15 protein-coding genes are annotated in these 12,131 nt (G+C 73.4%); 8 read left to right on the top strand and 7 right to left on the bottom strand.

Features of this window, described 5'->3' with window-relative positions:
* Positions 1 to 37: 37 nt before the first annotated feature.
* From APR03_RS19600 to APR03_RS19590, 3 genes are all read left to right on the top strand, one after another.
* Entirely contained in the window at positions 38 to 517 is a 480-nt protein-coding gene (locus tag APR03_RS19600; protein ID WP_253838440.1) for a restriction endonuclease, read from the top strand.
* Positions 518 to 651: 134 nt separating this feature from the next.
* The gene (locus tag APR03_RS19595) at positions 652 to 1,071 is read left to right on the top strand and encodes a hypothetical protein (RefSeq protein ID WP_253838438.1); all 420 of its coding nucleotides are present in this window, start codon (positions 652 to 654) and stop codon (positions 1,069 to 1,071) included.
* A 60-nt stretch (positions 1,072 to 1,131) separates the two neighbouring features.
* Positions 1,132 to 1,743, top strand: coding sequence for a trimeric intracellular cation channel family protein (locus tag APR03_RS19590; RefSeq protein ID WP_253838436.1), 612 nt, complete (start codon positions 1,132 to 1,134; stop codon positions 1,741 to 1,743).
* Here APR03_RS19590 and APR03_RS19585 read toward each other — a convergent pair.
* Entirely contained in the window at positions 1,710 to 2,585 is an 876-nt protein-coding gene (locus tag APR03_RS19585) for an HAD family hydrolase (protein WP_253838434.1), read from the bottom strand. The two genes, APR03_RS19590 and APR03_RS19585, sit on opposite strands and share 34 nt — an antisense overlap.
* Before the next feature lie 257 nt (positions 2,586 to 2,842).
* On the opposite strand from APR03_RS19585, the gene APR03_RS19580 reads away from it, so the two are divergent.
* Together APR03_RS19580 and APR03_RS19575 are read left to right on the top strand one after the other, a co-directional pair.
* Positions 2,843 to 3,511, top strand: a complete 669-nt coding sequence (locus tag APR03_RS19580) for a PadR family transcriptional regulator (RefSeq protein ID WP_253838432.1) — start codon at positions 2,843 to 2,845, stop codon at positions 3,509 to 3,511.
* Positions 3,512 to 3,647: 136 nt separating this feature from the next.
* Complete coding sequence (locus APR03_RS19575) at positions 3,648 to 4,370, top strand: lytic transglycosylase domain-containing protein (protein WP_253838428.1); 723 nt, start codon at positions 3,648 to 3,650, stop codon at positions 4,368 to 4,370.
* A 29-nt stretch (positions 4,371 to 4,399) separates the two neighbouring features.
* Here APR03_RS19575 and APR03_RS19570 read toward each other — a convergent pair whose 3' ends face one another.
* Complete coding sequence (locus APR03_RS19570; RefSeq protein WP_253838426.1) at positions 4,400 to 5,086, bottom strand: SDR family NAD(P)-dependent oxidoreductase; 687 nt, start codon at positions 5,084 to 5,086, stop codon at positions 4,400 to 4,402.
* A 69-nt stretch (positions 5,087 to 5,155) separates the two neighbouring features.
* Between APR03_RS19570 and APR03_RS19565 the strand changes: the two genes are divergently transcribed.
* Positions 5,156 to 6,067 carry a helix-turn-helix transcriptional regulator gene (locus APR03_RS19565; RefSeq protein WP_253838424.1) on the top strand — a complete coding sequence of 304 codons (912 nt, stop codon included), beginning with the start codon at positions 5,156 to 5,158 and terminating at the stop codon, positions 6,065 to 6,067.
* Here APR03_RS19565 and APR03_RS19560 read toward each other — a convergent pair.
* Genes APR03_RS19560 through APR03_RS19545 form a run of 4 tightly spaced genes read right to left on the bottom strand, consistent with a single transcriptional unit; the run spans position 6,008 to position 9,721 of the window.
* Positions 6,008 to 6,673, bottom strand: coding sequence for a response regulator (locus APR03_RS19560; protein ID WP_253838881.1), 666 nt, complete (start codon positions 6,671 to 6,673; stop codon positions 6,008 to 6,010). The two genes, APR03_RS19565 and APR03_RS19560, sit on opposite strands and share 60 nt — an antisense overlap.
* Positions 6,674 to 6,681: 8 nt before the next feature.
* Entirely contained in the window at positions 6,682 to 7,965 is a 1,284-nt protein-coding gene (locus tag APR03_RS19555) for a sensor histidine kinase (RefSeq protein ID WP_253838422.1), read from the bottom strand.
* Positions 7,962 to 8,840 carry a hypothetical protein gene (locus tag APR03_RS19550; protein ID WP_253838421.1) on the bottom strand — a complete coding sequence of 293 codons (879 nt, stop codon included), beginning with the start codon at positions 8,838 to 8,840 and terminating at the stop codon, positions 7,962 to 7,964. Before APR03_RS19550 ends, APR03_RS19555 begins: the two co-directional genes overlap by 4 nt.
* Positions 8,837 to 9,721: a CPBP family intramembrane glutamic endopeptidase gene (locus APR03_RS19545; RefSeq protein ID WP_253838413.1), complete on the bottom strand. Its 885-nt coding sequence runs from the start codon at positions 9,719 to 9,721 to the stop codon at positions 8,837 to 8,839. The genes APR03_RS19550 and APR03_RS19545 overlap by 4 nt, the downstream gene beginning before the upstream one ends.
* A 155-nt stretch (positions 9,722 to 9,876) precedes the next feature.
* Between APR03_RS19545 and APR03_RS19540 the strand changes: the two genes are divergently transcribed.
* Positions 9,877 to 10,584: a CPBP family intramembrane glutamic endopeptidase gene (locus APR03_RS19540; protein WP_253838411.1), complete on the top strand. Its 708-nt coding sequence runs from the start codon at positions 9,877 to 9,879 to the stop codon at positions 10,582 to 10,584.
* A gap of 18 nt (positions 10,585 to 10,602) precedes the next feature.
* Positions 10,603 to 10,902 (top strand): hypothetical protein, encoded by a 300-nt coding sequence (locus APR03_RS19535; protein WP_253838409.1) that lies wholly within the window; start codon positions 10,603 to 10,605, stop codon positions 10,900 to 10,902.
* A gap of 151 nt (positions 10,903 to 11,053) precedes the next feature.
* Here the strand turns inward: APR03_RS19535 and APR03_RS19530 are convergent.
* Positions 11,054 to 12,131: HNH endonuclease (locus tag APR03_RS19530; protein WP_253838407.1), on the bottom strand; the 1,078-nt coding region annotated here is incomplete at its 5' end.

The following is a 12,131-nucleotide window of genomic DNA, read 5'->3' as shown; positions in this document are numbered from 1 at the left end:
GTGAGCGGTCGCCGGAACTTCTTGACAGAATGCCGATATGACCGCACTCGAGGACCTCCTCGACGACTACATGTTCCGGTCCGACTCCGAGTCGGACCGGAACGAGAAGTTCGAGGACCTGATGAAGGCATTCCTGCGCACCGACGAGGAGTGCACCGCCGCGTACGACGCGGTGTGGTCGTGGGACGAATGGCCCGCCCACCAGGGTCCCGGCAGCGGCATCGACCTGGTGGCACGCGAGGAGGGCACCGCGCGCCTGGTGGCTGTGCGCTGCGCGTTCCACGACCCGGCCACCCCTTTGTCGGCGGCCGAGGTGGGGCCATTTCTGGCGGTGTCGAACAAAGCGCCTTTCTCGGCGCGGATCGTGCTCGCCACGACGGATACGTGGAACGCCGATCTCGAACATTCAATTCGTGATGCGAAAATACCCGTCGAACGTATTGGACTGACCGAGATGCTGCATTCCTCGGTGGACTGGACCCGCCTCGTGCCGCAGGCCGTGGCGACCGCGGGCTAGGCCGGCGACCCCGGGCGGAGCACCCCCCGAATCGCTCCGCGCGCTGGGTGACATACGACCGGAAATGCATGTATCTGCATGCATATTCCGCCCATATGCCCGCGAACACGGGCAATATTACGTGAAGGATCGATATGCCTCTGACGACCTCCACCACACCCGTCACGTCCGTCTGCCGGGCGTACGGCCAGGACACCGGCACCTGGGACGCCCGGACGACTCCGGCACGGCGCGAGTACACCGCCGTCGTCGACCATCCGGCGCTGCCCGCCGCCCTCGAGGCCTCCGGGGTGCACATCTGCCGCGGGGCAGCCGTGGAGCTGGACGACCGCTGGGTCTTCTTCGACGGCCTCGCCCCCGCGGCCGCCTTCGTCCGGGCGGGCCGGGCGTCGAACCTCAGGGCGTCGCTGGACCTCTACGAGGCCGCGGAGGTGCGGGCCCGGTGCGCCGAGCACGACCGCCCCGAGGCCGCCCTGCTCCTGGGCCGCCAGATCTTCGAGCCGGCCGAGGTCTGCGACCTGGTCGCCCGCTTCGCGGCGGCGGCCGCGGCGTGACGGGCCGCGCACGCCGGCGTCTGCCAGAGTGTGCGCAGGTACGCAGGAAAGGAGCCGGACGTGGCGTGGACGCAGCTCGTCCCTGATCTGCTGGGCGTGTTCTTCTTCGCCGTGTCCGGCTCCCTGCTCGCGCAGCGGCGCAGCTTCGACATCGTCGGCTCCCTGCTGCTGGGCACCTGCGTGGGCCTGGGCGGCGGCATCCTGCGCGACGTCATCCTCGACGTCGGCGTGCCGCGTGCCTTCGACTCCCCCGTCTACCTGGTGCCCCCGGTGGTCGCCGCCGTGGTGGTCTACTTCTTCGCCCACGTGGTGCAGCGCTTCCACGACGTGCTGCTCACGTTCGACGCCGCGGGCATGGCCCTGTTCTCGGTCACGGGCACACTGGTGGCGCTGGACGCGGGCATGAACCACGCGGCGGCGTCGATCCTGGGCGTGGTGACCGCCGTCGGCGGCGGCGTCATCCGTGACGTCGTCGCCAACGACGTGCCGCAGATCTTCCGTGCCCGCGGCCTCTACGCCATCCCGGCCCTGATCGGGGCCGGGCTCACGGCGCTCACCTCCTGGCTGGACTGGTTCGGCCTGGTCGCGGCCTGGGCCGTCGCGGTGCTCGTGTTCGCGCTCCGGATGGTCTCCCTGCGCTACCGCTGGGAGGCCCCGCCGGCCGCACGCTGACCGGCGCCGAGGCTGCGCAGCACCGCGACCACGCCGTGCTCCTCGATGGTGCCGGTCACCTCGTCCGCGGCGTCGCGCAGCGCGGCCGGGGCGTGGCCCATGGCCACGCCGCGCGCCGCCCACGCGATCATCTCCAGGTCGTTGACGCCGTCACCCACCGCGACGGTCCGGGCCGGGTCGACGCCGAGATGCTTTCGCACGCGTTCGAGCGCCGTCGCCTTGCTCAGGTCCTGCGGAGTGACGTCGACCCAGTCGGGCGCCGCGGGCACGGCGGTGACCCCGAGGGCCCGCAGGGGTTCCACCAGGTGCGCCGCACCGTCGCCGCGCAGGATGAGGCGGGTGGCGGGCACGTCCCACAGCTCGGCGTCGGGCACCTGCCGCTGCTCCCCGTTCACCAGGGCCGGGTCGAAGAGGCGGGTGACCCGGTACCCCCAGCCGATCTCCTCGACCCCCACCTGCACGCCGGGCACGAGCACGCGGGCGCGCCGGATCACCGGCTCCACGTCGAAGGTGTGCACCGTGTCGAGCTCGTAGCCACCCGGCCGGGACGCGTCGAGGTGCGCGACGACGGCACCGTTGGACGCCACCACCCAGCCCGCGTCGATGCCCAGGCAGCGGGCGACCGGCAGCACCCCCACGAGCGATCGGCCGGAGGCGAGCACCACGTGGTGCCCCGCGAGCCGCGCCGCGGCGACCGCCGCGACGGTCACCTCCGGCACGGCGGCCCGTGCGCACAGCAGGGTGCCGTCGATGTCGAGCGCCACCAGGGCGCCGCCCGCGGTTCGTCCTCCGCGGATACGGCGTGTGGATCCCTGAGCGTCGTCGGTCGTGGGCGTCGTCACTGTTCCTGTCGTATCCGTCATGACCCTGAGACGCACGGCGAGAGGGGAAGTCACAGCACTTCACCCCCGAGTTTCGGACAGGGCGAAAAATTTGTGACCCCCGGTTCGCCCGGAGGGGTTGCGTAACGATATATCTTTGATCTATCTTTGGAACGTCGGTCGAGCAGGACGCTCCCGACCGGCAGGAGTACGAGACGCCGCCGTGCGCGACCGCGCACCGCCTCGCCCCGCCGCCACAGCATCAAGGAGACACACCCATGCGTACCCATGACCACACCCAGAACCACACCCGGAACCGCGGCCGTCGCGCCGTCGACATCCCGATCTTCGTCCCCGGCCTGCGGCCCGCGCTGATCGGCATCCCGGACGAGTACACCCGCGAGCGCCACGGCGACTTCGGTCCCCGCGGCGGCTTCGGCCCGCACGGCCACGGCGGTCGCGGCGGGCACCGGGGTCCGCGCGGCCCCCGCCGCGCCGGGCGCGGCGAGATCCGCGCCGCGATCCTGCTGCTCCTGTCGGAGCAGCCCATGCACGGCTACCAGATCATCGGCGAGCTGGCCGAGCGGACGGACGGCCGCTGGCGGCCGAGCGCCGGCGCCGTCTACCCCGCGCTGTCCCTGCTCGCGGACGAGGGCCTCGTGCTCCTGTCCGAGGAGGGCGGCCGCAAGCTCGCCACACTGACCGACGCGGGCACCGCCTACGTCGAGGAGCACCGGGACGAGCTCGGCACCCCGTGGGAGCAGGTCGGGCGCGGCCACGGCCGCGAGCTGCGGCACGAGCTGCGCGCCCTGGCCGACGCCGTCGAGCAGGTGGCCCGTACCGGCAGCCCGGAGCAGGTCGCGGCCGTCGCCGCGCTGCTCGGCACCGCACGCCGCGAGGTCTACCTGACCCTCGCGGGGGAGGCGCCGGAGACAGACACCGAATAGGCACCCCGAGGACGTTTCCGGGAGGTCTTGCAGGCGTCGTCGGGGTGCGACCGGATCATCCGGTCGCACCCCGTAGTCTCTGGACCAGCGAGCACCGAGGGGGCGGTCGCTCGACGTCGTCGACCTCGGAGTGACCGTGAGAGCAACGTCCTGGGCCCCCGCCCTCGCCGCCGTGCTGCTCCTGTCGGGCTGCGGCCCGGCGGAGCGGAGCTGGCCGTCCGTTCTCGAGCTCGACTACCCGCCCGCCCCGCAGCAGCTGCTGCCCGACGCGAGCCCCGACGCCGCCGCGGAGACGCCGCTCGCCGAGCTCGCGGACCCGGGCTGGCTCCGCGACACCGCGGCGCGCACCGGCATCCCCCGGCGCGCGCTGGCCGCGTACGCGGGCGCCGCGCTCCGGCTGGCGCAGGCCGACGAGGGATGCGGCCTGGGCTGGAACACGCTCGCCGGGATCGGCGCGGTCGAGTCGGTGCACGGCAGCTACCTGGGGGCACGCGCCTGGGCCGACGGGACCGTGCGCCCGCCGATCGTCGGCATCCCCCTGGACGGCCGGGAGGGTGTCATGGAGATCCTCGACACCGACGGCGGCGTGCTGGACGGCGACGTCGAGTGGGACCGCGCCGTCGGCCCCATGCAGTTCATCCCGACCACGTGGGGCGAGCACGCCCAGGACGGGAACCTGGACGGCCGGGCGGACCCGCACCAGATCGACGACGCCGCCCTGACCGCCGCCCGCTACCTGTGCGCCACGGGCGGCGACGTCACCTCGGACGACGGGTGGACGGCCGCACTCGGCGCGTACAACCGCTCGGTGTCGTACGCGCACGACGTCGCAGACCTCGCGGAGTCGTACGGCGGCTGATCTACCCGGGCTGATCTACCCGGCCTGATCTACCAGGGCAGCTCGCCGGTCTCGTCCTGGAAGGTGCCGGTCGGCCCGTCGGCGCCGAGCGTCGCCCACCGCACCACGAACCGGGCGGTCTCCTGTACCGGGCGGCCGATGCCGAAGGCCGCGGTCATGTCGGTCGCCGTGGTGCCGGGCTCCAGGGCGTTGAACCGGATGCCGGGCTCCGCCTGCGCGTAGCGGACGGTGAGCATGGTCGCGGCCGCCTTCGACGCGGAGTAGAGCAGGGTCGGCAGCTGGTGCTCCAGCCGGTCGGGGTTGGTCACGGCCCAGAACGACCCCGCGCTGCTGGACAGCGTCACCACGTTGGGGCTGGCGGACCGGCGCAGCAGCGGCAGCGCCGCCTCGGTGACGCGGACGACGCCCACCGCGTTGGTGTCGAACACGCGCAGCGCCTTGTCCGCGTCGACGTCGCCGTCCCCGAGCAACCCCGCGCTGTGCACCAGGACGTCGAGCCGGCCCTGCTCGGCGTCGATCGCCGCGAGGGCGCCGCGCACCGAGGCGTCGTCGGTGACGTCGAGCTGCACGAAGCGCGCGCCCACCTCCCGCGCGGCCTGCTCGCCGCGCCCGACGTCCCGCGCGCCGACGTAGACGTCGTGCCCCAGCTCCACGAGCTGCCGGGCGGTCTCGCGGCCGATGCCCTTGTTGGCCCCGGTGATCAGTGTGACGGTCATGCGCCTGCCTTCCTCGCGTGCTGCGAGCCGATACGAAATACGAGGTCCGTGCGGACCGTTGAGGAGGTTATGCAGCGCACACCGACCGAGACAGAGCCCCGTCGAGACAGGGGTCTCGCAGGACCCCCCTCCGGCAACGCGCTCGGTGCCTACCTGCGGGCCCGGCGCGAGCAGGTCACGCCGCAGCAGGTGGGCCTGCCCGAGGGTGGCGTGCGGCGGGTGCCGGGGCTGCGGCGCGAGGAGGTCGCGATGCTCGCGGGCATCAGTGCCGACTACTACCTGCGGCTGGAGCGGGGCCGCGACCGCAACCCGTCACCCCAGGTCATCGCCGCGCTCGCGCGCGTGCTGCGGCTCGACGAGACCCACGTGGCCCACCTGCGCAGCCTGGTGGAGGACGCTCCCCGGCCGCCGCGCCCGCACCACGCGACCCTGCCGCCCGGCGCCCTGGCGCTGCTGGGCTCGCTCGCCCAGCCGGCCTACGTCGAGGACCGCTACTTCGACGTCGTCGCGGCGAACGACCTCGCCCGGGCGCTCTCCCCCCACCTCGACGCGGGGCACAACCAGCTCCGGGACATGTTCGTGGACCCGGAGGTGCAGGCCCTGTTCCCCGACTGGGCGGACTACTCGGAGTGCCTCGTGGCGAACCTGCGCCAGGCGGTGGGTGGCGACGTCGACGACCCGCGCCTGACGGCCCTCGTGGACGAGCTCACGCAGGCCAGCGGGTTGTTCCGCCGGCTCTGGGCCCGGCACGAGGTGCGCGGGCAGTGGGGCTCGCCCGTCCGCGTCGTCCACCCCCGCGTCGGCGAGCTGACCGTGAACCGCGAGCGGCTGAGCATCAACGGTGCCGAGCACCTGATGATGGTCGTCCTGGTGCCGGACCCGGGGTCGGAGGACGCCGACAAGCTGGCCCGGGTGCTGGGGTCAGGCGCCGGGCTGGGCCAGGCCGTTCTGATAGGCCCAGACGGCCGCCTGGAGGCGTGAGCGGACGCCCAGCTTGGGCATCATCCGCGCGAGGTGCGACTTCACGGTCGAGACCTCGAGGTAGAGGGCCCGGGCGATCTCCTCGTTGGAGAGGCCCTCGGCGAGGCGCAGCAGGATGTCGACCTCGCGCGGGGTGAGCAGGTCGGTGGCGCGGGCCGCGGTGACGGGCTGGGTGCGGCGCCGGGTGACGACCTCGCTCAGCACCCGCTTGGTGACGGAGCTGTCCAGGGTGCCCTGGCCGGCCGCCACGGACCGCACGGCCGCGACCACCGAATCCGGCTCGGCGTCCTTGAGCAGGAACCCGGACGCCCCGGCCTCGAGCGCACCGAACACGTAGTCGTCGATGTCGAACGTGGTCAGGATCAGCACGGGGATCGGGTCGGGCACGCCGGGGCCGCAGAGCTGCCGGGTGGCCTCGATGCCGTCGAGGCCGGGCATGCGGATGTCCATGCAGACGACGTCGGGCCGGGTGCGGCGGGCGACCTCCACGGCCTCGGTGCCGTCCGACGCCGTGCCCACCACCTCGATGTCGGCCTCCATGTCGAGCATGGCCGTGAGGCCCGCCCGGACGAGCGGCTGGTCGTCGGCCACCACTGCCTTGATCACTGCCTCGATCACCGCGTGGGCTCCTCGTCGTTCGTCGTGCCGTTCCTGCGTGCGCTCACGGTGTCGGCTTCGGTGGGGATCGTCAAGGTGACCAGCCAGCCGCCGTCGTCGGTGGGGCCGTAGGTGAGGCGCGCGTCGGTGAGCTCGGCACGCTCCCGCATGCCCACGAGCCCGAACCCGCCCGAACCGTGCGCGGACGGCGCCCGTCGGGGCGCCCCGTTGCGGACCGTGACGACGACGTGCGCGGGGTCGCGCAGGTCGACCTCCACGTCGCACCGGGCGCCCGGGGCGTGCCGGGCGGCGTTGGACAGGCACTCCTGCACCGTCCGGTAGGCCGCGAGCTGCGCCAGCGGGCCGACGGCGACGGACGTGTCGAGCGTCCCGTGCACCCGCAGGTGCGCGTCGGTGCCCGCCTCGGCGGCGGCGTCGACCAGGGCCGGGATGCCCGAGAGGGTCTCCACGCCGCGCGTCCGCTCCTCGGGGCCCGCGCCGGGGTCGCGCAGCAGACCCACCAGGCCCCGCATCTCGCGCAGCATCGCGGTGCTCTGCGACCGCACCTGGCGCACGGCGGCCTTGGCGTCGTCGGGCGCGACGTCGATCTGCCGCTCCAGCACGCCGGTCATCACCGCGATGCCGGTCAGGTGGTGTGCGGCGATGTCGTGCAGCTCGCGGGCCATCGCCATGCGCTCGCGGGAGAGCGCGACCTGGACCAGCGCCTCGTGCTCGCGGCCCAGGGCCGCGAGCCGGTCGGCCTGGGCCGCGCGGGCCTCCCGGCGGGCCAGCACGAACACGGCGACGACGGCGGGCACCCCGACGACGGACACGGCCTGGAGGAGGCCGGTCCCCCAGGCCAGGCCCGCCTGGGCCCCGGTGAACAGCGCGCCGAGGGTGCTGCCCAGGCCCACGAGCGCGACCGCCGACAGCAGCGCGGGCGCCGCCTCGACGGCTCCGGACCGCACCGTCACCGCGTAGGCCGCGATGATCACGGCCAGCGCGCCGAAGCTGGTCGCGTCCCCCGCGCCGAGGAACGCCAGCACGGGGACGACGGTTGCGACGGCGACCAGAGTCGCCCGCGGGAAGCGGCGGCCGCACAGGAGCAGGGCGGCCTGCAGGGTCAGTGCCCCGAGGGTCCACCACCAGGCGCCCTGCCCGAAGCCGGGGGTCACGACGTCGCCCGCGTCGTCGAGGGCCACGGCGTGGCCGACGCCGACCAGCAGCGCCGTCGCGCCCACCCAGCAGCCGAGGGCCACGGCGACGTCCGACAGCCGGCCCTCACCCGTGCTCGTACTCATCGTGTCCTCCGGGAGAGCCGCCGCTCCCGGACCCGGCGGAGCCGGACCGGCAGGGGCGTGCGGTAGTCGGGCAGCACCGCCTGGGCGCGGAACGCGGACCGCAGCGCGAGGCGGACGAGCCGCACGCGCCAGGGACTCGGCCAGCCGATCCGGTGCAGCCGCGCGACGCGCTCGCCGACGAGGTAACGCGTCAGGTCGCGGCCGAACCAGCGCAGCGGCGCCGGGAACCAGCGGGCGGCGAAATGGTCGGACATGGCGGCCGCGACCCGGTGGCCGGCCGGGGTCGGCTCGTAGGGCCGGGCGTCGAACGTCATGGCGAACTCCGTCATCGCGTGCCAGTCCTCCGGGAACGCCTCGTCCGCCAGCGGTCCGGACGCGCGTTCCAGGTGCCGGAAGAGCGTCTGCGCCCAACGGTGCCAGGCGATCTTCATGCGTTCGCCGGTCGGAGGCAAGCCCAGCGACGTCCGCAGCCGGTCCTCCGACGTGGCGAGGAGCACCAGCGGGTAGACGAAGTCGTCGAGCCGGTCGAAGTTGCCGGGCAGGTGCGGCGTGGCCCGGTCGGCGGCGTGGTGGACCCGGTTGAGCCGCTCGCTGGCCCGGCGGCCGGCGGCGCTCGAGACGCCGTCGACCAGCCAGGCCGTCAGGTACTGGTTCCCGTCGTCGAACCGCCGGTCCCGGTGCCGCACGAGCTTGCCGGTGGCGGCGAGCGTCTCGGCGCCCGCCGCCGGCTGCATCATCCGCATGGTGCCCGGGTAGACCATCATGGCCAGCCCGAGCACCGGGACCTGGTGCCCGACGTGGAGGGAGATCATGCGCTCCCAGTCCACGTCGGGGTCGAGGCGGTCGATCTCACGGTCGACCCAGCGCCACCTCACCGGGTGACCACCCTGTCGTAACCGAGGCGGCCCCGCGTGGTCACCAGCAGGATCGCCGCCGCGACGGACGACCCGACCAGGATGGCGTGCTGGATGTAGTCGGTGTGCAGCCCGGGGAACATGTCGCTCCAGACCACCGAGGCGAAGTTGTTGACGCTGACGTGCAGCAGCATCGCCAGGGGCAGGCTCTGGCCGGTGCGGTTGAAGACCCACATCATCACGACGTTGAATGCGATGCAGAAGGTGATGAACTCGAGCGGGCGGTACCACTCGACGCCCGGTCCGCCGCCCCACTGCGTGAGGAACAGCGGCAGGTGCCACAGCCCCCACAGGGGGCCGACGATCGCGGCGGCGCCGAGCGGGCCGACCGACCGCTGCAGCCGGGGAAGGGCGAAGTCGCGCCAGCCCGGCTCCTCGGCCAGGCCCGTGGTGATCATCTGCAGCAGGAGGCCGGGCACGAACGCCGCGAGGACCATGAGCGACGGCACCTGCGCCTCGCCGCCCACGAACAGGGTGGCCAGGATGAACGCGGCAGGGACGCCGAGCAGGATGCCGACGTACCAGCGCCACGAGACGCGCCAGCGCCAGAGGCGGCCGGCCCACTCGCGCAGGCCCGCACGCCCGTCGGCCACGGCCGTGACGAGGAGCGCGGAGGCGATGGGGCCGAGGTAGGCGCCGGGCAGCACACCCAGGAGCTGGGAGCCGAGCGCGCCGCCGGCGAACTCGAAGTCCCAGATGCCCAGGCCGTGGCGCGACATGATGTAGGGCGTCCAGGCGAACCAGCTCGCCAGGTTGGCGAGCACGAAGAACACCGTGACGGGGCGGCGCGCGATCAGTCCGCGCAGACCCGGCCGGGCTGGTGCCTCAGCGAGGGAGGTCATGGTCGACTTCTTTCGTCGTAGCTGTGCTGACGTGCAACGACGCTACGGACGCGGGCCCCCGGCCCGCGCCGGGCAAAGGACCGAAGCGCGCGGGTTCCATCGAAGGATGCAACAGCGGTTGACCCTGTCCCTGGAACACGGTCTGTACTCGGGGCATGACAGCTGAACTCACACCGGGGACGAGTGCCCGGACCGTCCGGCCGGGCTGGACCGAGATCGTCGTCGGCATCGCCGTGATGGCCGTGGTCGGCATCGGCCTGCCCCTGGTCCTCCCCGACTCGTTCGATCTCACGGGACCCGCGGGCGGGGCGTTCCTGGCGTGCCTCTCGGGCGTCGCCGGCACCATCGCCTTCGTGGCCGCGGCCGCGGTACGACGCCGGCCCTGGGGCGAGTTCGGCGTCCGGCGCACGACACCCGGCTGGATCTGGATCGGGGTGGCGGGCGGCGCCGTCGCCCTGCTCGCCAAGGGCGCGCTCGTGCCGCTGTTCATGTGGCTGTTCGACGTCCCGACGGACACCCAGGCCGGCTATGCCGAGGGGGCGAGCGGCGGTCTCGGGTTCCTGGTGGTGACGGCGATCGGGCTGGCGGTGCTCACGCCCATCGGTGAGGAGCTCCTCTTCCGCGGAGTGGTGACGACCGGCCTGCTCCGCTACGGCCCTGTGATCGCCACGGTGGGCAGCGCCGTCATCTTCGCCCTGCTGCACGGGATCAACGTGGTGCTCCCCGCTGCCCTGGTGGTCGGGCTCATCACCGCCGAGCTCCGCAGGCGCAGCGGCTCGGTGTGGCCGGGCGTGGTGGTGCACGCCTTCAACAACTCGGTCACGGTGATCGCGTACGCGCTGGCCCCGGAGATCGCCGCCTGACCCGGCTTCTGTCGTCGGGTGACCGACCGACCTGAGATCGTCTGCCTCTGCGGCTCGGCCCGGTTCGTGGACGAGCTGCGCGCGGCGAACCGTGACCTGACCTTCGCCGGCGTCATCGTCCTGGCGCCGGGCGAGGTCGACGGACCGGTCACCCCCGAGCAGAAGGCGGTCGTGGACGCGCTCCACCTGCGCAAGATCGACCTGGCCGACCGGGTCCTGGTGGTCAACCCCGGTGGGTACGTCGGCGACTCCACGCGCAGGGAGATCGCTTACGCCCGAGCTGCCGGCAAGCCGGTGTCGTTCACCGACCCGGTCTGACCGGGCTGCTGCCGTTGTTGCTGCGTACGGAGGCGTTCGGTCAGCGGCACTTCGTCGTGGGCGCGCCGGACGGCGTGCTGATCGACGTCATCACCGTGGTCCCGCCCGGGGCGGAGTACGCCGACCGGTACGCGGCCGGGCGCCTGCCGGGTCAGCCGGTGGGGTGGGCCCAGGTGAGGTCGGCGCGGCGGGCGCGCCGGGGTGCCCGGCCGGGTGGCCGGGGTGCCGGCCGGGGTGCTGGTGCTGTTCGGGTGTTCGGGGGTGTCGGGCTGGGGCGGTAGGCGACCGTGGCCCGCTCGGACCGGGTGTGGCACCCGATCTGGTACCGGCTACGCGGCACCCTGCCCACCACTGGACCAGTGACCCCCACCGCCGGCGTCCAGCCCGGGACCCGCTCACCGACCGCAGGCACCTCACCGTCGGCCGCCGCGCCGGTGCTCGATGCCCCATCCACCTGGACGTCGCCAGCGGGCATGCCGGTGTCCCCCTCGGCCCGGGTCGGGACGGTGGCAGCATCAAGGTCTACTGCCCGCAATGGTTGGGGTGGTCGGGGTGCCACGGCCAGGTACCGGTGCCCGGTCGGGGCCAGGGTCTCCACCCCGTGCCGCCCGTGCACCGTGACGCTCTTCTGGGACCAGCCCGGTGCCTGCTTGACGTGGTTGCACCGCTGACACAGGCCCTGCCCGTTGTCCAGACCGGTCGGGCCACCCTGGGCGTGCGGGGTCACATGATCCAGGTGCCGTACCGGCGCGTCACACCACGCCGTGGCACACACGCCCTGCTCCCGGGCCCGCAACAACGCACTCAACCCCGGCGGATGGAACCGGGCGGCGGACGTCGTGGCCACCAACCGACCCCGCGGGTCGACGTAGATGCCCCGCAACCACGCCGCGCCCGCATCCATCCCGTGCGCGACCAGGTTGCGCACCACCGGACCCGGAACCACACCCGCCCCCAGCGGGCCACCCTCGACCAGGATTCCTGGGTGGTTACCACTGGCCAGCAGGGTCTGGTCCGAGACCAGCAGGTTCACCGTCACCGGCACCTCCCCCGCCCCACCCTCGCCCCGCCCGGTGACCCGCTCCACCAGGGTGTCGGCCATGATCTGCCCCACACCCCGCCCATCCCCCGCGGCCTTAGCCGCCCGGGCGTGCGCGTCCAGCTGGGCGTAGGCCTGCACACCCTGAGCCATCGGCACCAGAGCGGTCAGGTACACCATCAGGTCCGGG

Origin of the sequence: Promicromonospora thailandica (genome assembly GCF_024171955.1) — a bacterium.
In the GTDB taxonomy this organism is placed as follows: domain Bacteria; phylum Actinomycetota; class Actinomycetes; order Actinomycetales; family Cellulomonadaceae; genus Promicromonospora; species Promicromonospora thailandica.
Note: the sequence above shows the minus strand (reverse complement) of the source record. Positions and strands in the feature narration are given on the sequence as shown.

Bases quoted from the DNA above. Each gene is read 5' to 3' on its own strand.
- APR03_RS19600 (WP_253838440.1), top strand. From the start codon at position 38: ATGACCGCACTCGAGGACCTCCTCGACGACTACATGTTCCGGTCCGAC.
- APR03_RS19565 (WP_253838424.1), top strand. From the start codon at position 5,156: ATGCAGCGCACACCGACCGAGACAGAGCCCCGTCGAGACAGGGGTCTC.
- APR03_RS19540 (WP_253838411.1), top strand. From the start codon at position 9,877: ATGACAGCTGAACTCACACCGGGGACGAGTGCCCGGACCGTCCGGCCG.
- APR03_RS19545 (WP_253838413.1), bottom strand. From the start codon at position 9,721: ATGACCTCCCTCGCTGAGGCACCAGCCCGGCCGGGTCTGCGCGGACTG.
- APR03_RS19580 (WP_253838432.1), top strand. From the start codon at position 2,843: ATGCGTACCCATGACCACACCCAGAACCACACCCGGAACCGCGGCCGT.
- APR03_RS19555 (WP_253838422.1), bottom strand. From the start codon at position 7,965: ATGAGTACGAGCACGGGTGAGGGCCGGCTGTCGGACGTCGCCGTGGCC.
- APR03_RS19595 (WP_253838438.1), top strand. From the start codon at position 652: ATGCCTCTGACGACCTCCACCACACCCGTCACGTCCGTCTGCCGGGCG.
- APR03_RS19570 (WP_253838426.1), bottom strand. From the start codon at position 5,086: ATGACCGTCACACTGATCACCGGGGCCAACAAGGGCATCGGCCGCGAG.